The 19,226-nt window shown below is 63.5% G+C and carries 19 protein-coding genes; 12 read left to right on the forward strand and 7 right to left on the reverse strand.

What is annotated here, in order from left to right; translation table 11 throughout:
• The first annotated feature begins 11 nt into the window (after positions 1 to 11).
• The 3 genes from rplS to BGP02_RS14315 all read left to right on the forward strand — a co-directional run bounded on the left by rplS (position 12) and on the right by BGP02_RS14315 (position 2,391).
• A complete protein-coding gene (gene rplS / locus BGP02_RS14305; RefSeq protein ID WP_017234868.1) occupies positions 12 to 398 on the forward strand; it encodes a 50S ribosomal protein L19 in 387 nt (128 codons plus the stop codon).
• 232 nt (positions 399 to 630) lie between these two features.
• Entirely contained in the window at positions 631 to 1,317 is a 687-nt protein-coding gene (locus tag BGP02_RS14310; RefSeq protein ID WP_026132134.1) for a CoA pyrophosphatase, read from the forward strand.
• A gap of 135 nt (positions 1,318 to 1,452) precedes the next feature.
• Complete coding sequence (locus BGP02_RS14315) at positions 1,453 to 2,391, forward strand: CobD/CbiB family protein (RefSeq protein WP_026132135.1); 939 nt, start codon at positions 1,453 to 1,455, stop codon at positions 2,389 to 2,391.
• An 88-nt stretch (positions 2,392 to 2,479) separates the two neighbouring features.
• Here BGP02_RS14315 and rsgA read toward each other — a convergent pair whose 3' ends face one another.
• Positions 2,480 to 3,421, reverse strand: coding sequence for a ribosome small subunit-dependent GTPase A (gene rsgA / locus BGP02_RS14320; protein ID WP_261938811.1), 942 nt, complete (start codon positions 3,419 to 3,421; stop codon positions 2,480 to 2,482).
• Positions 3,418 to 4,665: a M48 family metallopeptidase gene (locus tag BGP02_RS14325; protein WP_130025503.1), complete on the reverse strand. Its 1,248-nt coding sequence runs from the start codon at positions 4,663 to 4,665 to the stop codon at positions 3,418 to 3,420. Before BGP02_RS14325 ends, rsgA begins: the two co-directional genes overlap by 4 nt.
• A gap of 103 nt (positions 4,666 to 4,768) precedes the next feature.
• On the opposite strand from BGP02_RS14325, the gene orn reads away from it, so the two are divergent.
• Positions 4,769 to 5,407 (forward strand): oligoribonuclease, encoded by a 639-nt coding sequence (gene orn, locus BGP02_RS14330; RefSeq protein ID WP_017234873.1) that lies wholly within the window; start codon positions 4,769 to 4,771, stop codon positions 5,405 to 5,407.
• Between the two features lie 96 nt (positions 5,408 to 5,503).
• On the opposite strand, the gene mog is transcribed toward orn, so the two are convergent.
• Positions 5,504 to 6,124 (reverse strand): molybdopterin adenylyltransferase, encoded by a 621-nt coding sequence (gene mog / locus BGP02_RS14335; protein WP_017234874.1) that lies wholly within the window; start codon positions 6,122 to 6,124, stop codon positions 5,504 to 5,506.
• The gene (gene yjgA / locus BGP02_RS14340; RefSeq protein ID WP_017234875.1) at positions 6,124 to 6,729 is read right to left on the reverse strand and encodes a ribosome biogenesis factor YjgA; all 606 of its coding nucleotides are present in this window, start codon (positions 6,727 to 6,729) and stop codon (positions 6,124 to 6,126) included. The genes mog and yjgA overlap by 1 nt, the downstream gene beginning before the upstream one ends.
• Positions 6,730 to 6,844: 115 nt before the next feature.
• On the opposite strand from yjgA, the gene pmbA reads away from it, so the two are divergent.
• The 7 genes from pmbA to BGP02_RS14375 all read left to right on the forward strand — a co-directional run bounded on the left by pmbA (position 6,845) and on the right by BGP02_RS14375 (position 14,650).
• A complete protein-coding gene (gene pmbA, locus BGP02_RS14345) occupies positions 6,845 to 8,203 on the forward strand; it encodes a metalloprotease PmbA (protein WP_017234876.1) in 1,359 nt (452 codons plus the stop codon).
• Between the two features lie 218 nt (positions 8,204 to 8,421).
• Complete coding sequence (locus BGP02_RS14350) at positions 8,422 to 9,573, forward strand: ABC transporter substrate-binding protein (protein WP_017234877.1); 1,152 nt, start codon at positions 8,422 to 8,424, stop codon at positions 9,571 to 9,573.
• Positions 9,574 to 9,703: 130 nt separating this feature from the next.
• Positions 9,704 to 10,585: a branched-chain amino acid ABC transporter permease gene (locus BGP02_RS14355; RefSeq protein WP_017234878.1), complete on the forward strand. Its 882-nt coding sequence runs from the start codon at positions 9,704 to 9,706 to the stop codon at positions 10,583 to 10,585.
• A 13-nt stretch (positions 10,586 to 10,598) separates the two neighbouring features.
• Positions 10,599 to 11,474, forward strand: coding sequence for a branched-chain amino acid ABC transporter permease (locus BGP02_RS14360; RefSeq protein ID WP_017234879.1), 876 nt, complete (start codon positions 10,599 to 10,601; stop codon positions 11,472 to 11,474).
• A gap of 18 nt (positions 11,475 to 11,492) precedes the next feature.
• Positions 11,493 to 12,296, forward strand: coding sequence for an ABC transporter ATP-binding protein (locus BGP02_RS14365; protein ID WP_017234880.1), 804 nt, complete (start codon positions 11,493 to 11,495; stop codon positions 12,294 to 12,296).
• A complete protein-coding gene (locus BGP02_RS14370) occupies positions 12,293 to 13,006 on the forward strand; it encodes an ABC transporter ATP-binding protein (protein ID WP_017234881.1) in 714 nt (237 codons plus the stop codon). Before BGP02_RS14365 ends, BGP02_RS14370 begins: the two co-directional genes overlap by 4 nt.
• A gap of 204 nt (positions 13,007 to 13,210) precedes the next feature.
• Entirely contained in the window at positions 13,211 to 14,650 is a 1,440-nt protein-coding gene (locus BGP02_RS14375) for a sensor domain-containing diguanylate cyclase (protein ID WP_017234882.1), read from the forward strand.
• Between the two features lie 46 nt (positions 14,651 to 14,696).
• Here the strand turns inward: BGP02_RS14375 and BGP02_RS14380 are convergent, their stop codons facing one another.
• Genes BGP02_RS14380 through BGP02_RS14390 form a run of 3 tightly spaced genes read right to left on the reverse strand, consistent with a single transcriptional unit; the run spans position 14,697 to position 17,145 of the window.
• Positions 14,697 to 15,185 (reverse strand): dihydrofolate reductase, encoded by a 489-nt coding sequence (locus tag BGP02_RS14380; protein WP_017234883.1) that lies wholly within the window; start codon positions 15,183 to 15,185, stop codon positions 14,697 to 14,699.
• Positions 15,182 to 15,976, reverse strand: a complete 795-nt coding sequence (locus tag BGP02_RS14385; RefSeq protein ID WP_017234884.1) for a thymidylate synthase — start codon at positions 15,974 to 15,976, stop codon at positions 15,182 to 15,184. Before BGP02_RS14385 ends, BGP02_RS14380 begins: the two co-directional genes overlap by 4 nt.
• A gap of 59 nt (positions 15,977 to 16,035) precedes the next feature.
• On the reverse strand, positions 16,036 to 17,145 hold the full coding sequence (locus BGP02_RS14390; protein WP_261938810.1) for an ABC transporter ATP-binding protein: 1,110 nt from the start codon (positions 17,143 to 17,145) through the stop codon (positions 16,036 to 16,038).
• Between the two features lie 300 nt (positions 17,146 to 17,445).
• Between BGP02_RS14390 and BGP02_RS14395 the strand changes: the two genes are divergently transcribed.
• A complete protein-coding gene (locus tag BGP02_RS14395; RefSeq protein ID WP_261938809.1) occupies positions 17,446 to 19,167 on the forward strand; it encodes an ABC transporter permease in 1,722 nt (573 codons plus the stop codon).
• Positions 19,168 to 19,226: the final 59 nt, after the last annotated feature.

The raw sequence follows: 19,226 nt of genomic DNA on the forward strand, positions 1-19,226 counted from the left end.
AGGAGTGGTAAATGAATCTGATCGCCAAGATCGAGCAGGAAGAAATCGCGCGTTTGACCGCGAACAAGACGATTCCCGAATTCGCCCCGGGCGACACCGTGATCGTCAACGTGAACGTGGTCGAAGGTACGCGCAAGCGCGTTCAGGCATACGAAGGCGTCGTCATCGCCAAGCGTAACCGTGGCCTGAATTCGGCATTCATCGTCCGCAAGATTTCGTCGGGTGAAGGCGTTGAGCGTACGTTCCAGACGTACTCGCCGCTGATCGCCAGCATCGAAGTCAAGCGTCGTGGTGACGTTCGTCGCGCCAAGCTGTACTACCTGCGTGAGCGTTCGGGCAAGTCGGCACGTATCAAGGAAAAGCTCTCGTTCAAGAGCAAGCCCGCTGCCGCCCAGTAAGTCGGACGCCGCTATGCCTGGCGACCTCGTGGCCGGGCGCAGCCAAAGCCGTATGGAAAAGCACCCTTCGGGGTGCTTTTTTCGTTGTGCTGTCTTTCATCGACGCCGATGTTGCGGCGTGTCCTCGTCATCGAACGCCACGAATTGCCGTGCCATTGGCATTTTGTTTGCGTGTACGTGTTTAGGGCTTCCTCGCTAAAATAGCGAAGTTCTCCACCCAGCAAAGGTCTACGTGGCGCCACCTCTGATCCTGCATCCTGAAGCGTTACCCATCGTCTCGACGGGCGAGGGGGAGCCTGCGGTGCCGGCGGAGCGGCTAACGCCCGCCGCGTTGCGTGACCGGCTCGCGAGTCCGCCGATCTGGACGCCGGAGGCTGGCGCGATCGAACTCGCGCCGCCGGCACAATTTACGCCGCGTGCGGCGGCCGTGCTCGTGCCGTTGGTGATGCGCGCGCATGGCACGACTGTGCTGCTGACGCAGCGAACCCAACATCTGAGCACGCACGCCGGGCAAGTGAGTTTTCCTGGCGGTAGCCGCGAGCCCGACGATCTGTCGCCGATCGCCACAGCCTTGCGTGAGTCGCGTGAAGAAATAGGTCTCGATTCGGGGGCGGTGGAAGTGATCGGACGCTTGCCCGACTACGTCACCGGAACCGGCTTTCGTGTTGCGCCGGTCGTGGGCCTGGTCAAGCCGCCGTTCGATCTCATCGCCGATGCCGGTGAAGTTGACGAGATTTTCGAGGTGCCGCTGGATTTCCTGATGGACCCTGCACATCATCAGATCCGCGTCTTCCACTATCAGGTGGGCGAACGCCGGTTTTACGCGATGCCGTATCCGAAGCCCGCGGGAGGTGAATACTTCATTTGGGGCGCAACGGCCGGCATGCTACGTAATTTCTATCAACTCCTGCGGGCCTGACGCGAGAGACCGATCGTTTTCGCGAGTTGTCTGCCTATAGTGTGAAGTGAGTGCGTCGTGCAGGCGCCTGGGGCGGGCATTTGCGAGAAGCTGTGCTATCGTTACACCATTCCGTCTGGTGATCTGAACGCACGCATGACATTCTTTTCGGTACTCCTCGCGCTGATCCTCGAGCAGATGCGTGCCCTCTCCACGCAAAACCCGATCTACAACCTGATTCGCTCCCACGCGACCCATACGTCGCAATCGTTCGATGCCGGGCTACCCCGTCATGGTGTGCTTGCGTGGCTGGTCGTGGTGCTGCCGTTTGTGCTGGCGGTCGGCGTCATCTACTACCTGCTCATGCGGGTCAACATTTTCCTGGGCTTCGCATGGAACGTGCTCATCGTCTACCTGACGATGGGATTCCGGCAGTTCAGTCACTACTTCACGGACATTCACGTTGCGCTGAACAACGATAACGTGAACGAGGCGCGAGAAATCCTGCACCAGTGGATCGGCATCGACACGGTCGACATGCCGGTGGACGAGATCGTGCGCCACACACTGTTGCACGCGGTCATTGCCTCGCATCGCCACGTTTTTGGCGTGTTTTTCTGGTTCCTGATGCCGGTCGGTCCGGCGGGGGCGGTGTTGTACCGTCTCGCCGAATATCTGTCGCGTCGCTGGACGGAGCCCGCGCCCGATCGCAGCCCGGCGTTCGGGGCCTTCGCGCGCAAGGTTTTCTATGTCATCGATTGGGTGCCGGCTCGTTTGACGGCCATCGGTTTCGCCATTGTCGGCAACTTTGAAGACGCCATTTACGCGTGGCGCCACTATGCGAAGCAGTGGCCGAACGAGAACGAAGGCATTCTGCTGGCAGCGGGTAGCGGCGCCCTTGGCGCACGATTGACCGGCCCGCTGGCGGAAGTCTCGAGCGTCGATGCGCTGAATCAAGGCGACGACGCAGTCCTGCCTGTCGGCAGCGAATGCACGCCGCGCACGCTTCAGGCGGCCGTCGGCCTGGTCTGGCGCGCGGTTTTGCTTTGGATGCTCCTGTTGCTGCTGCTGACCCTCGCCGTGTGGTTGGGCTGAGGTTCAAGCGAGAACCCATAAAAAAACCCGCGGAAGCGGGTTTTTTTATGGCCGATTCGCGCGGATCGCTTCGCCGCAGACTGATGCGTCAGTATGGAATCTGTTGCTCCGACTCGTGAACGAGCTGGGCATAGAGCATATGGCGCTGTTGCGAGATGCTTCCGTCGGACACGGCCGCGAGAATAGCGCAACCGGGTTCTTTCAGGTGATGGCAATTGTAGAACCGGCACCCGGTGAGCCGTGCACGGAACTCGGGGAAGGCGCGCTCCAGTGCCCCTTCCTTGAGGTGATGCAGACCGAATTCCTGAAAGCCTGGCGAATCGATGAGCAGTCCGCCTTCGGGCAGGTGAAAGATTCGCGTGAAGGTCGTCGTGTGCTTGCCTGAGTTCAATACCGTGGAGATCTCGCGCGTTGCGGCATCGGCATCGGGGACGAGCAGGTTCACGAGGCTCGATTTGCCCATGCCCGACTGCCCGAGCAGCAACGACGCTTGATGTGCCAGGCGAGGCAGCAGCAGCGCCTTCGCCCCTTCCGGATCCGCCCGCACGGAAAGTTCCAGCACGTCGTAGCCCAGGGCGCGATACGGCGCCAAGCGCGCGCGCGCCGACGGCAAGGCCTCGGCGACATCGGTCTTGTTGAGCACGATCAGCGGTCGCAGTGCATTGGCTTCCGAGGCGACCAGTGCTCGGCCCAGCAAATCCTCGCTGAAGTACGGCTCGGTGCCCAACATGATGACCAACTGGTCGATGTTGGCGGCGAAGAGCTTGCTCTTGAACTGGTCTGAGCGGTAAAGCAGGTTGCGGCGCGGCAGGATCTCTTCAATCACGCCCTGATCGCCGGTGCGCGCCCAGGCGACTTCGTCGCCGACCGCAATTTCGCTCTTCTTGCCGCGAGGAAAGCACAGCACCGTTTCGCCATCGTCGGCTTCCACGACGTAGTGACGGCCGTGCGCCGCCGTGACTCGGCCGTGACGGCGTTCCTGCGCGGTTGTTTCGGCCGGCGCGGCTTTTCCCTTGAGGCTGCGCTTCATGCGTGCCCCAGCAAACGGTCGATGCGCTGGGAGGCGGGCGGATGCGAATAGTAAAACGCGGTGTAGACGGGGTCGGGCGTGAGCGTCGACGCATTGTCCTGGTAAAGCTTGACGAGAGCGTTGACCAGATCGCTGGCTTGCGTCTGGCTGGCGGCGAACGCGTCGGCTTCGAACTCGTGCTTGCGAGATGTCAGGCTGCCGAGCGGGCTGGCGAAAAAGCCGAACACCGGAAGCACGAGGAAGAACAGCACCAGCGCCAACGCGTTGTTGCTACCGGTCAGCGACGGCATCACGCCGAGGTCGGTGTAGAACCATGTGCGGCCGATCAGCCAACCAAGCAGGGCAAGGAATGCCAGCGACAGCACGAAGGCGACGATCAGGCGCTTCGTGATGTGGCGACGCTTGAAGTGGCCCAGCTCGTGGGCCAGCACGGCTTCGATTTCGGCGGGTGAGAGCCGCTCGATGAGCGTATCGAAAAACACGATGCGCTTGGTGCGGCCGAAGCCGCTGAAATAGGCATTGCCGTGTGCCGACCGCTTCGAGCCATCCATCACGAACAAACCGCGCGCCGCGAAGCCGCAGCGCTGCATCAGCCCCTCGATGCGCTGCGCCAGCGACACGTCCGAGAGCGGTTCGAACTTATTGAACATCGGCGCGATGACGTGCGGGAAGATGAACTGCACAAACAGATTGAAGCCCACCCAGACCACCCACGTGTACAGCCACCACAACGGTCCTGCGCGCTCCATGAGCCACAGCACGGCGAACAGCAGCGGCAGTCCGAGCAAGACGCCGATGGCGGTGGCCTTGATCATATCGGCAATGAACAGCCCGAGCGACATGCGGTTGAAGCCGAAACGCTGTTCGATCACGAACTGCCGCACGTAAGTAAAGGGCAGATCGACGAGGCCGGAAATCAACAGCACGGCGGCGATCAATGCGATCTGACCCAGATAGCCCTCGCCGAGCCACTCGGTCACGCCGATATGCAGCAGGTTCAGCCCGCCGAGCAGCGTGAAAGCGACGAGCAGCACCGCCTGGGCAAAGATCTCGGCCATACCCAGACGGGTGCGGGCGACCGTGTAATCGGCGGCCCGCTGATGGTCGGTCAGTGTGATCGTACTGGCAAATCGCTCGGGAACAGCCGCCCGATGGGTGACCACATGGCGGATCTGACGAGCGGCCAGCCAAAGCTTGGTCATGACCATCGCCAGCAGGAAGATCACGAAGAGGTAAGTGAGCATGCGCTTAAGGAGAATCCGAAGTATGCGAGAATTATAAGTTCTTTCGACCGGTGGGACGCCCTTGCCGGTCGCCTACCGACGCGTTTTCCAGAGTCTTCCGACCATGTCTGTCATTCCATCCCAACATCCCACGTCTGCCGATGCCGAGACGACGCTTGCGCGCGCCGAGTTCAATCTGGTCTGGCTCGATATGGAAATGACCGGCCTGCAGCCCGACAGCGACCGAATCATCGAGGTGGCGGTGGTCGTCACGGATTCCGCGCTGACACGCCGCATCGAGGGGCCGGTGTTCGCGATCCATCAAACGGACGCCGTGCTCGACGCAATGGACGACTGGAACAAGTCGACACATGGGCGCTCGGGGCTGATCGAACGCGTGAAGGCATCGGCGGTCGACGAGGCGTCTGCCGAAGCGCAACTGATCGAGTTCCTCTCGCAGTACGTGCCGCCCAACAAGTCGCCGATGTGCGGCAATTCGATCTGTCAGGATCGCCGTTTCATGGCGCGTTACATGCCCAGGCTCGAGGCGTTCTTTCACTACCGGAACCTGGATGTCAGCACGCTCAAGGAACTGTGCCGCCGCTGGGAACCCACGGTCTACAAGGGCTTCACCAAGCGCGCCGCCCACACGGCGATGGCCGACATTCACGAGTCGATCGACGAACTGGTGTACTACCGCGAGCATTTCCTGAAGACGACCGTACCCGGCGCGCCCGAGGCGGCCGCGCCCACTTCGGCCTGATCTTCCCCACAGACGCTTCACAACGCCAGCCATATCGCTGGCGTTGTGCTTTGGATGTTCGAACCGAATGGCCCGGAACGTCCTGTCGTCAGTCCATCAGGCGGGTTTCGGGGCGCGAATGGCGCTCTTGGGACGGAAGGCCTTGCAGACGGCGTCGTCGGTCTCGATGTAAGGTCCGCCGATCAGGTCGATGCAATACGGCACGGCGGCAAAAATGCCGGGCACGATCGACGTTCCGTCCATATCGCGCAACCCTTCGAGCGTTTCCTTGATCGACTTGGGCTGCCCGGGCAGGTTGATGATGAGCGCGGCACGCGCCGGGTTCTCGCGGATCACGGCGACCTGACGCGACAGGATGGCCGTCGGTACGAAGCGCAGGCTGATCTGACGCATCTGCTCTCCGAAGCCGGGCATCTCCTTCGTACCGGCCCGCAATGTGGCCTCCGGCGTGACGTCGCGTCGTGCAGGGCCTGTGCCGCCGGTGGTGAGCACCAGATCGCACTGCATCGTGTCGACCAGATCGATAAGCGTAGCGGTAATGCCGTCGGCATCGTCGGGAATCAGGCGAGTTTCCGCCACCCAGGGGGACCGGAGCGCGGCGCCAAGCCAGGCCTGGAGCGCCGGAATGCCCTGGTCGTCATAGGTACCCTGACTCGCTCGATCGCTGATCGAGACGAGGCCTACGCGAAGTTCGTCCGGATGGGAGCGGGCGACCATCAATCTTCCTCGCGCGTTGGGAATTCCGGCAGTTCGTTCTCGACGTCGTCTGAAGTTTCGGCGTGGGACGATCCGGTGCCCAGCAGATCCTTGAGCGCCTGGAACAGCTCGCGGAAGGCTTTGGGCGGCTTTTGCGCGGCCTGCTCACGGCGGGCATTGCGAATCAGTGTGCGCAGCTGCTGCGCATCGGCCTGCGGGTGCTGGGCGAGCAGCTCGGTGAGCGCCTCGTCCTTGGCCAGCAGGCGCTCGCGCCAGCGCTCGAGCGCATGCAGCTTGGCCGTTTCCGCCTTCGAGACGCCTTTGATGACGTCGAGGGCGCGGCGAATCGCTTCGACTTCCGACTCATGCAGCGTGCGCATTTGCTTGCCCACGTACTGCATCTGGCGGCGGCGGCCTTCGTGTGCGGTGATCTTGCGGCAGTCCTTGACGGCGCGTTCGAGGTTCTCGGGCATCGGCACGCGGGCGAGCGCGTCCTTGGCCAGATTGACCAGTTCTTCGCCAAGATCCTGCAAGGCATGCGACTCGCGCTTGCGTTGGGATTTGCTCGGGCCTTCGTCGGGAAGCTCGGCGTGGGCGATTTGGTTAAAGCGTTGAGTGTGCGTCATGAGCGCTATTGTAGCGCGGCGCGCGGCGTCCAAATAGTTGCCGTGCCGACGCACGGCGGCGGGGAAGTCGCGCTAAGATGGCGGTTCCTATTCAGCCACTGACCGAATCGCGCCGATGTCCCAAGCGACCCAGCATTTCACGCATACCCAGGATCAACTCAAGGAAATTGTCAGCGACGTACTGCAATACGCCCGTTCGCTCGGCGCCACCGATGCCGCGGCTGAGATCTCCGAGGGCGACGGCTTGTCGGTCTCGGTGCGTCGCGGCAAGGTCGAGACCATTGAGCGCAATCGCGACAAGCTGGTGGGCGTGACGGTATTCATCGGTCAGCGCCGCGGCAATGCCAGCACGTCCGACTTCTCGCGCAAGGCGCTGCACGACACGGTCGATGCGGCCTATAACATTGCCCGCTTTACGGCCGAAGACGACTGCGCCGGGCTTGCCGAGTCCGAACTGCTGGAGATGCATCCGCAGGACCTGTCGTTGTTTCACCCGTGGCGCATTTCGGCCGACGACGCGGTCGAATTGGCGCGTCGCGCCGAGACGGCGGCATTCGAGGTGAGTCCGCTCATCCGAAATTCCGAAGGCGCGGGCGTGTCGGCCCAGCACTCGCAATTCATGCTGGGGACGACTCGCGGCTTCCTGTCGGGATATCCGTATTCGCGACACTATCTTTCGGTCTCGCCGATTGCCGGATCTGGCCGCCATATGCAGCGCGACGATTGGTATTCGTCCAAGCGCGCCGCCGAAGACCTGGCCTCGCCCGAAACGGTCGGCCGCTACGCCGCCGAGCGCGCGCTGGCCCGCCTGCACGCGCGCAAGCTGTCCACGCGCAAGTGCGCCGTGCTGTTCGAGGCACCGCTCGCCGCCGGTCTGCTGGGGGCGTTCGTGCAGGGTGTGAGCGGTGGCGCACTGTATCGCAAGGCCACGTTCCTCGTTGACACCCTCGGCAAGCCGGTGTTTGCCGATCATGTCGGCATTTACGAGGATCCGCACGTGCCGCGCGCCATGGGCAGCGCCCCGTACGACGAAGAAGGCGTGAGAACGCGCGCCCGTGACGTGGTGAGCGATGGCGTGGTGCAGGGCTACTTCCTGTCGACCTATTCGGCCCGAAAGCTCGGCATGCAGACGACCGGCAACGCGGGCGGCTCGCACAACCTGCGCATGTACAGCAAGCTCACCGCACCGACGGACGACTTTCGAGCGATGCTGCGCAAGCTCGGCACCGGCCTGCTCGTGACCGAACTGATGGGGCAGGGCGTGAACTATGTGACGGGCGATTATTCGCGCGGCGCCTCGGGCTTCTGGGTGGAGAACGGCGAAATTCAGTATCCGGTCGAGGAGATCACGCTGGCCGGCAACCTGAACGACATGTTCCGCCAGATCGTCGCGATTGGGGCCGATGCCCTGGTGCGCGGTACCAAGGAGGTCGGGTCAATCCTGATTGAACAAATGACCATCGCCGGTCATTGATGCTGCGAATCGCCGTTGCGGCGCCATAAACGCGTTGCATTTGTGCGCCGCAACGGGGCAAAACCCCATTTGCCGTGTCCGGTAAAGGTAGTTTGCGTTATGCTTAGGGGTTTTCTTAAGCCGTGGCTTAAGAACAGACGCGGTGGTTAGGGTAATGGGCGCGCTCATAAGGCGCGCCTTCTCATAACTAGAGACCAGGAATCGGAGGAAGAAGACTCATGAAAAGCACCATGACCAAGTTGCTGAGCGCGCTTGTCGCTACTGGGATGGTGGCTGCGGCCCACGCAGCCGATCTGAAGATCGGCGTGGCCGAGGCACTGTCGGGCGGTGCGGCGCAATATGGCGCCGCCATCAAGAACGGTTTCCAGCTCGCGGCGGACGAAATCAACGCCGCCGGCGGCATCAACGGCAACAAGCTCGTACTGCAGGTCGAAGACGAGCAGGGCAAGAAAGAAGAGGCGATCAACGTCTTCAAGAAGCTGATCTTCCAGGACAAGGTGCTGATGGTTTTCGGCCCGACGTTGTCGAACTCGGCGCAGGCGGCCGATCCGATCGCGCAAGCGGCCAAGACCGTGGCGTTCGGCACGTCGAATACGGCTGACGGCATTACGTCCATCGGCGACTACATCTTCCGCAACTCCGTGACGGAAGCCGACGTGCTGCCCGAGACCATCAAGGTCGCGACCAAGCACACGGGCATCAAGAAAGTCGCGGTGCTGTATGGCAACGACGACGTGTTCACCAAGAGCGGCTACGACAACTTCAAGAAGGCGCTGGCCGATCTGAAGATCCCGGTCACGACGACCGAGACGTTTGCCAAGGGTGACGTGGACTTCAAGGCACAGCTCACGAAGATCAAGGCGAGCAACCCGGACGCCATCGTGCTGTCGGCACTGATCGCCGAAGGCGCGCCGATCATGGTGCAGGCCCGTCAGTTGGGCATCAACGTGCCGTTCATCGGCGGTAACGGCATGAACTCGGTCAAGGTCTTCGATCTGGCCAAGGGCAGCTCGGATGGCCTGTGGGTGGGAAGCCCGTGGTCGATCGAGAACAGCACGCCGGCCAACACGAAGTTCATCAGCGCCTACAAGGCGAAGTACAACGTGGCCCCGGACCAGTTCGCGGCGCAAGCCTATGACGCGATGTATATCGCGGCGGGCGCAATCAAGAGCGTGAAGATCTCGGGCAACCTGGATGCCGACCGCAAGGCGCTGCGCGACGCGCTGCCGAAGGTCACACACGACGGCGCTACGGGCAAGTTTGCGTTCCGTCAGGCCATGGGCAAGAACGGCAAGCCGGCCGGCTACGATGCACAACAGGCGCCTATCGTCAGCGTGACGAAGGGTACCAAGTACGTCATCGAGAAGTAAGCAGCCCGGCAGTACTTGAAGAAGTCCGCATGGGCGTAGAGCTGAAAGGCGCTACGCCCATCGGCGTTTCTGGCGCACGCCGTACCCCCGTGCGGCGCGTGTCCCCGTCCCTCAGGCTGGAATAGACACCATGCTGGAACAGCAACTCGTCAACGCACTCTCCCTAGGGTGCGTGTACGCCTTGTTCGCGCTCGGGTTCACCCTCGTGTTCGGCATCCTCGGCGTTATCAATCTCTCGCACGGCGCGGTCTTCATGGTCGGCGCCTATGCGGCGCTGCAAGCCGTCGTGCGTCTTCATCTGCCGCTGTGGGCGGCTATCGTCACGGCGGTCGTGGTGGCTGGCCTGGTCGGCCTGCTCATCGACGTGCTGGTGCTCAAACCGCTGCGCAAACGCGGTGCGCCTCACCTGATTCCGATGATTGCCACCATTGGCGTGGGCATTCTGCTCAACAACGGTGTGCAAGGTATTTTCGGCGCGGAGAACCTGCGATTCCCGTACGAACTCGTGCCGCAGGACACCCTGACGGTGGCCGGCGTGCACATGACGGTACTGGAACTCGCGATCATCTTCATCTCGTTTGCGCTCATGGCCGTGCTCATTGCCACGATCAAGAAGACGCAACTCGGGCGCGCGCTGCGCGCCATTGCCGAGTCGCCGAAGGCAGCCTACCTGCTCGGGATCAACGTCGAGGGCCTGTTCCTGGCCACGTCGTTTGCCGCGGCGGGGCTGGGCGGCATGGCGGGGGTGCTGATCGGGCTTTACTCCAACGCCGTCTTCCCACTGATGGGGCAGCCGATGCTGCACAAGGGGATCGCGGTCATCATTCTCGGCGGCATGGGCGACATTCGCGGCGCGATGATCGGCGGCCTCTTCCTCGGCTTCGCGGAAGTGTTGTCGGTCGCGTATATCGGCTCGAACATGCGCGACGCCGTGGCATTCGGCCTGTTGTTCCTGATCCTGCTGGTGCGTCCGCAGGGATTGTTCGGCAAAGTGCTCGAACGCAAAGCGTAATCACGGGGGCGCAATGGACTGGTTTAACAATTTCTGGGCGGTTTATAGCAATCTGGTGCTGACATTCGGCACCAATGCGCTGCTGGCCCTGTCGATTTACCTCACGCTCTCGTGCGGCATGCTGGCCATGGCCAATGCCGCGTTCATGGGCATCGGTGCGTACACGGCGGCGTTGCTCACGATGAACTACGACACGCCGTTTGCGGTGTCGTTGGCAGGTGGCATGGCAGCGCCGGCGCTCATCGCGTTCATCATCGGCAAGCCGACGCTGCGTCTGTCGGGCGTGTATCTCGCGATGGCGACGCTGGGCTTCGGCGAAGTTGTGCGTGTGCTGACGCTCAACGCCGAGGGTCTGACCGGCGGTGCGCTGGGCCTGAACGGCATTCCTCAACTCACGCAGTGGTGGCACGTGGCGGGGGCCGTGGTGATCTCGCTCGCCGTGTTGTGGCGCCTGCGCCGCTCCAAAGTGGGCCGTGCCTTCGAAGCCATCAAGGAAGACGAGACGGCGGCGGGCCTCATGGGCATCAACGTCACGGGCTACAAGATGCTGGCGTTCGTGCTGGGGGCGGTGCTCGCCGGGCTGGCCGGGGCACTCAATGCGCATCTGACGTTCTTCATCGGACCGAACGAATTCGGCTTCGACCGTGGCGTGGAGATTCTCACCATGGCGATTCTTGGTGGTATCAACGGGCTCGTGGGGCCGGTGCTCGGCAGCACGATTCTTACGCTGCTGCCCGAATTGCTGCGCGCGTTCGACGCCTTCCGTCTGGTGGTCAACGGCCTGATTCTGGTGCTGATCGTGCTGTTCCTGCCCAAGGGCATTTGGGATCCGGTGCGTTTTCGCCGTTGGTTCCGTGCCGGCAAGACGCGCTCGGCCTCTTCCACGTAAGCGGACGAGGGATACGACATGCTCAAGCTTTCCAATATTTCCAAACGATTCGGTGGCCTGCACGTTCTCCAGGACGTGAACATCGAGGTGCCGCAAGGCACGATCTTCGGCCTGATCGGCCCGAACGGGGCGGGTAAGACGACCGTCTTCAATCTGATCACCGGACTGTTGCAGCCCACGGGCGGCAGCATTACGTTCGACGGCGAGAGTCTCGTGGGGCAGAAGCCGCACAAGATTACGCAGCGCGGCATTGCCCGCACGTTCCAGAACATTCGTGTGTTCAAGGAGATGACGCTGATCGAGAACGTGGTGGTCGGCATGCACCGGCATCTCTCGTATGGCCCGGCGGGCCTGCTGTTCTCGCTGCCAGGGTATCGAGAGATGGAGAAGCGCTCGCGCGAACGCGCGCATGAGTTGCTCTCTTGGGTCAAGCTCGATCACAAGGCGCATGACATCGCCGACAACCTGTCTTATGGCGATCAGCGCAAGCTCGAACTGGCCCGGGCCCTGGCGACCGAGCCCAAGCTGTTGCTGCTCGACGAGCCGGTGGCCGGCATGAACACGGGCGAGAAGGTCGATCTCATGAGCGAGATCGAGAACATCAAGGCGCGCGGTTACACGATCTTCATGATCGAGCACGACATGCGTTTTGTGATGGGCTTGTGCGAGCGCATCGCCGTGCTGAACTTCGGACGCATCATCGCCGAAGGCAGTCCGGACGAGATCAAGCACAACCCGCAGGTCATCGAGGCCTATCTCGGCCGCGATGACGATGACGACGATGCGGCTGCCCTCGCGGCCGGCGCGGAGGACAAGGCATGAGCGCGCTGCTCGAAGTGAAGGGCCTGAAGGTGGCCTATGGGCATATCGAGGCCGTGAAGGGCGTCGATTTTTCGTTGCGCGAGCATGAGATCACCTCGCTCGTTGGCGCCAATGGCGCGGGTAAGTCCACGACGCTGCTCGCCTTGTCGGGGCTCATCAAGAAGCAGGCGGGCACGATTCTCTTCGAAGGCGAGGATGTCGGCGGTCTGGCACCGAACAAGATCGTGCAGCGCGGGCTGGTGCAGGTGGCCGAGGGGCGTGCCACGCTCACGACGATGTCCGTGCGCGAGAACCTGGAGCTTGGCGCTTACACGCGTCGCGACAAGCAGAACGTGAAGGCGGATCTGGACAAGGTGCTGGGGCGTTTCCCACGGCTTGCCGAGCGTATCGAGCAGATGGCCGGTAACTTGTCGGGGGGCGAACAGCAGATGTTGGCGATTGGTCGTGCGTTGATGGCGCGGCCGCGTCTGTTGCTGCTCGATGAACCGTCGATGGGTCTCGCGCCGATCATCGTGCAGGGCATCTTCAGCACCCTCAAGGAAATCAACGCTGAGGGGCTGACCATCTTCCTGGTCGAGCAGAACGTGCGCCAGGCGCTGAAGATTGCGCAACACGGCTACGTGCTCGAGACCGGCAAGGTGGTGCTCGAAGACACGGGGCGCAATCTGCTGGGCAATCCCCGTGTGCTCGAAGCGTATCTGGGCGGTTGAGGTTCGGCCGTGGAGCGGGGGGGGGCGTGGGTGCCGCCCCGATCCGGCTGGAGTGCGGTGTAAGACGGACGGTTGAGCACACCCGTTGGCAGACATGCGGAATTGGTGCATGCTGCGGCTAACCGGTCGTGGGCGGGGGAGATGTGTGCTCAACGCCATGAGTCGTTGGGCCGGCATCGGACACCGAAAATCAAAGGGTATCGTATGGACGCCTTTCTGATGGAGCGTGCAACGCCTGGTCAGCGGGCTTTTGCAGGCTGTCTGGCGATTGTCATTCTCGCTGCCCTGATACTGGCGGCGCCGCAGGCGAGCGCTGCACTCCCGGCGGTTGCGGCTTTCCTGCCCATGTGCGGCCTGACGGTCTTCACGACGGCGACGATCGCGTCGTTCCTGTTGGCGGCACAGTTTCGGGTGAGTCGGCTGCCGGTGTTCGGGCTGCTGTCCGGTGCTTATGCCTTTACGGCATTGACCGTCGCGATGCAACTGCTGACGTTCCCCGGCCTTTTCGCGCCGCACGGGCTGCTCGGGGCGCTCCCGACGACATCCGGCTGGATCTGGGTCATCTGGCATGCGGGGTTCCCCACCCTCGTGCTCATCGCCATGATGGAGCGACGCCGCTTCACCCCGCAGTCCGTGACGCAGTTGCCGCCTGCCGATCGTGCGATGTGGCTGTTCATTGGTCTGCCAATTGGCGTGGGGGTGCTGCTTTGCCTGACGGTGTTGGCCGTGCCGCTGCCGCCCGCGTTGTCACCGGCGAGCGTGCCGGGTGAATTGTCCGTCGGCGGGACCGGCATCGTACTGCTCTTATTGAACCTCGTGGCGCTGAGCGCGGTGCTGGCGATCGGTCGTCTGCGCACGGTGCTCGACGTGTGGGTGGCGCTTGCCATTCTTGCGTGTGTGACGGATACGGTGCTTAGTCTGATAAGCACCGTACGATTCACGCTGGGGTGGTACCTGGCGCGGCTGTTCAGCATGTCGGCGCCGGGGTTGCTTGTCTGCGTGCTGGTGTGGGAAATCACGCGGCTATACCGCGAGCTGTCGCGCGCGCATCTGCGTCTGATCGAATACTCCAACCGCGATGCGCTCACCGGCATCTTCAACCGCCGCTACTTCAACGATCGGTTCCCGAGCGACTTCGATCAGGTCCGCCGCTCGGGCCATCCGTTATCGTTGCTGATGGTCGACGTCGATCACTTCAAGCGCTACAACGACGCCTATGGGCATCCGCTTGGCGACGAATGCCTGGCACATGTGGCGCTCGCCATCATGCGCGCGACGCATCGACCGACGGATCTCGTGGCGCGATACGGCGGCGAGGAATTCGTGGTCGTCCTGCCGGAGACCGACGCGAACGGCGCCTGGTTCGTCGCGTCGCGCGTGACGGAATGCGTTCGGGCGCTGGCGAAACCGGGGCCTGGCGGACAGGGTTACGTGACGGTCAGCGTCGGCTGCGCAACGCATGTGCCGCAGCAGGGCGTCGCGAGCGATACGCCGGAGGGGCTGATCGCATTGGCGGACGACGCGTTATACGCTGCCAAGCGCCTTGGTCGTGACCGTGTACATGTCTCGGAGGGCGCGCCGATAAATGGCGGCGAGCGACCCGGCGCGCTCGCGCAGGCGCCGCGCGAAAACCTGAGCGCGTGAGTCGGAGGCAAAGTTCAAGGACGACGTCCGCACGCGCCCCATCACATCAAATCCGTTCGTACGTCACAAACGCGTAGTCGAAGTCATTGGGCGCGGGCGAGTGATGGGTCTCGCGTGCGGCTTCGCGCCATTGGGCGGCAGGCAGATCCGGGAAATGCGCGTCGCCTTCGAACGCCTTGGCGATCTCCGTGACGATCACCTTGTCCGCGCTTGCCAGCGCCTCCGCGTACAACTGCGCCCCGCCAATCAGGCAGATTTCCTCGACACCCACGCACAGCCGCATCGCGTCGACGAGCGACCCGGCCACGTCGCAGCCATCGATCTTCAAATCGGGATTGCGTGACACCACAATATTGCGCCGACCCGGCAACGGACGACCGATCGAATCGAACGTCTTGCGTCCCATCACGATTGGCTTGCCCAGCGTCGCGCGCTTGAAATGAGCAAGATCTTCCGGCAGACGCCACGGCAATTGATTGTCCCGCCCGATCACGCCATTCTCGGCGCGTGCGACCACCAGCGTCAGTATCGTCATACGGCCACCGGCGCCTTGATATGCGGATGCGCTTCGTATCCCGTGATATGGAAGTCTTCGAAACGGTAATCGAAGATCGAATCGGGCTTGCGCGAGATCTCGAGCGTCGGCAGCGCCAACGGCTCGCGCGCAAGCTGCGTGCGAACCTGCTCGAGATGGTTGTTGTACAGATGGCAGTCGCCGCCCGTCCAGACGAAATCCCCCACCTCGAGCCCGGTCTGCTGCGCCATCATGTGCGTGAGCATCGCGTAGCTCGCGATGTTGAACGGCACACCCAGGAAAATATCCGCGCTGCGCTGGTAGAGCTGGCACGATAACTTGCCGTCGGCCACATAGAACTGGAAGAACGCATGACACGGCGGCAGCGCCATGCGCGGAATCTCTCCGACATTCCAGGCGGACACGATCAGACGGCGCGAGTCGGGCGTCGTGCGGATTTGCTCGACGAGCTGTGTGATCTGGTCGATATGGCCGCCATCGGGCGTCGGCCACGAGCGCCACTGTGCGCCGTAGACAGGGCCGAGCTCACCCTCGGCATCGGCCCATTCGTTCCAGATGGACACGCCGTTTTCCTGCAGATAGCGCACGTTGGTGCTGCCCTGCAGGAACCACAGGAGTTCGTGCACGATGGACTTGATGTGCACTTTCTTGGTGGTGACGAGCGGGAAACCTTCCTGCAGGTCGAAGCGCATCTGGTAGCCGAACACCGAGCGCGTGCCCGTGCCGGTTCGGTCGGTCTTGTCTGTGCCATGTTCAAGTACATGGCGCATGAAGTCTAGGTACTGTTTCATAGGCCCATCCGTTTTGCCGGATTTTACCAGCCTCCGGGGAACGCCGTGCTGCGCGAGGGTCAGACGTCGGCGACACTCGCCGCGAAAACCACCGGATGCTCGACCGTCAGGCGTACGCCCACGCGCTCGCCCGCCTCGTGGGCCAGTTCGCTATCCACGCGAGCGATCACTTCGCGACCCGACGCCAGACGAAGCGTGTAAAGCTGATCGGCCCCGCGAAACGCACGCCGTACCAGCGTCGCTTCGAATGGGCTCGCCGGGTCGTGGGCAATGTCATCTGCGCGCAGCAAAACGTCGACGCTCACGGGATACGTGTCCCTGGCGGCGCTGCGCAGCAGCTTGTCGGCCAGCATGGGCGAGACGGCCAGTTCCCCAAGTTCGAGCGAGATGCCGCCACCGTTGGCATTGCCCCGGAAGGTGCCGGGTATCAACGCGCCGCGTCCGATGAAATCCGCCACCACGCGATTGGCGGGCATGCGCCACAACTCGTGCGCGGGCGACCACTGAGCGATGGCCCCCGCATGCATGACCCCGATGCGATCGGCCATTGCGAACGCTTCATGCTGGTCGTGGGTGACAAGGATCGCCGTCGCGCCGCTCGCCTGGATGATCTCCCGCACCTCGACCGCCAGACGCTCGCGCAAATCGAGATCGAGGTTCGAGAACGGTTCGTCGAGCAACAGCAGTGCCGGGGCGGGGGCCAGGGCGCGCGCGAGCGCTACGCGTTGCTGCTGTCCGCCAGAGAGTTCGTGAGGGTACTTCTTCAACGCCCCCGCCAGCCCCACGCGCTCGGCGAGCCCCTCCACCCGCGCCTGACGCTCGCCCCGCGCCATGCGCCCGATGCCGAAGCCGATGTTGCGCGCAACGTCCAGATGGGGGAACAGCGCGTAGTCCTGGAACACAACACCGACGTGGCGACGCTCCGGCGGCTCGCTGAACTGCGCGTTGGCGACTTCGTGACCATCGAGCACGATGCGCCCGCCCGCCAACGGCTCGAACCCGCACACGGCGCGCAGCACCGTCGTCTTGCCGCAGCCGGACGGGCCGAGCAGACAGCCGATCTCGCCACGCGCCAGCGACAGCGACAAGTCGCATACCGCGGTGTGGACGTGGCCGGCAGTCTCGTAATTTACACAGAGATGGTCGAGCAGCAGGTAGGGCAGGGGCATCGGCGTGGATAAGTGTGAGTCGACGCAAGCACGTCAACGAAGCGTAGTCATGGAAACGAGCCGACGCGAATCGACACGAATGCCCGCAAGGTGGCATTTTCGCGGGAGGCCGGGCACTTTCTGCGGCCGTGCGCGTCAGAGTCGCAATCGCGAATGCGTATAATTTACAACGCTTTAGACCGGCAAGTGCCTACCGGTTCCCCGAAGTCACGCGACGGGCAACGGCTGTGCGCCGTCGCCCGGGGGTTTTCCCGCCGCTCGCTCGTCCGCCCCATTTCCGCTACCCGTTACCATTTGCCGATGTCATCGACGCCCCCGTCCCGCGCCGCCGCCGATTCTGCCGTCATCGATCCCGTTTTGGCCGAGCGTTCGCCTCCCGTCGCCCGCCGCAGGCGCGCTGGCCGTCTTTCCGGCGCCTGGGCGTGGCGGCTGGTCGCATCGGTTCCCGCACTGGTTGTGCTCGTGCCGATGTTCGGCATCGTGGCGGCGCTTGGCGCGGGCGACGCGGATACGCATGCCGTGCTGGCGCATATGCTCGATACGGTGCTGCCCGAGTACCTGCTCAACTCGCTTCGTATCTCGGTGGCCGTGAGCGCCGGCGTGCTGGTGATGGGCGTGGCCAGCGCATGGCTGGTCGTGCACTGCGCCTTTCCCGGGCGCCGTGTGCTGGAGTGGGCACTGATTCTGCCGCTGGCGATGCCCGCTTACGTTACCGCTTACGCCTATACCGATTTCCTGCAGTTCGCCGGGCCGGTGCAGAGCGCGTTGCGCACGCTGCTCGCGGTCGAACGTCTCGCCGGCTTCCCTGAAGTTCGCAGCTGGTACGGCGCTGCCTGGGTCTTCGCGGGCGCCTTCTATCCCTATGTCTATCTGCTGGCGCGAGCGGCCTTTCTGGAACACAGCCAACGGTACCTCGAAGCCGCACGCACGTTGGGGTGTACGCCTGCGCAGGGGTTTTGGCGCGTGGCGTTACCGCTGGCGCGACCGGCCTTGGTCGCGGGGCTGGCGCTGGTGCTGATGGAGACACTCGCCGATTACGGCGCGGTGGCCTACTTCGGCGTGCCGACGCTCACGACCGGCATCTATCGCGCGTGGTTGTCGATGGGCGATCGGGTGGCGGCCGCGCAACTCTCCGCCTGTCTGCTGTTCGCCGTCCTCGTCCTGCTGATCGCGGAAGCGCGCAGCCGGACGCGCCTTCGGTTCTATGGGGCGCCGGGGCGGGCGCCGTCGACGTCGCGGCGTGCGCGCTTGTCAGGGGCGCGCGCCGCCCTGGCAACCCTCGCGTGCGCACTGCCGCTCATCATCGGCTTCGTGCTGCCCGTGCTCATCATGCTGCGGCTGGCGGTCGCCGAGCTCGATCAGGTGCCTTGGCATCGGTACGGCGAGTGGGTCTTCAATACGGTGCGCCTCGCGGCGCTGGCGGCGCTCGTTGCCAGCGTCTTCGCCGTGGTGCTCGGGTACGCACAGCGACTGGCCCCGGGACGCGTTACGCGTATCGCCATCCGGCTCGTGGGCGTGGGTTACGCCATCCCGGGCGCGGTCATCGCGCTGGGCATTCTCACGCCGGTGCTCCGACTCGACACGTGGCTGGGGCATGTGTTCGGCGCCGACGGACTGGTGCTTGCAGGCACGAGCGGCGTGTTGATCTATGCCTATCTCGTGCGATTCCTGCCGGCGGCGCTGCAGAGCGTGGACGCCGGCTTCGCCCGCATCCCGCCAAATCTTGATGCCAGCGCCCGCAGCCTCGGCGTGGGCGGCTGGGCGATGCTACGCCGGGTGCATCTGCCGCTGCTGCGCGGCAGCGTGTTGACGGCCGCGCTGCTGGTGTTCGTCGACGTGATGAAGGAGCTCCCCGCCACGCTCGCGCTGCGGCCGTTCAACATGGACACGCTGGCGGTCGTTGCCAGTCATCTGGCCGCCGACGAACGCCTCGCCGAGGCGGCCGTGCCGGCATTGACGCTTGTGCTGGTGGGCCTGTTGCCGGTGCTGGTGCTGGCGCGCGCCATCGCGAAGCGCGCCTGAATGGATGGGGTGGCGGCATCGAGGCCGCGCGCGACTTGTGGCGGGAACCCCGATCGAAT

The sequence above is a fragment of the Pandoraea sp. 64-18 genome, from assembly GCF_001899225.1.
GTDB lineage: Bacteria > Pseudomonadota > Gammaproteobacteria > Burkholderiales > Burkholderiaceae > Pandoraea > Pandoraea cepalis.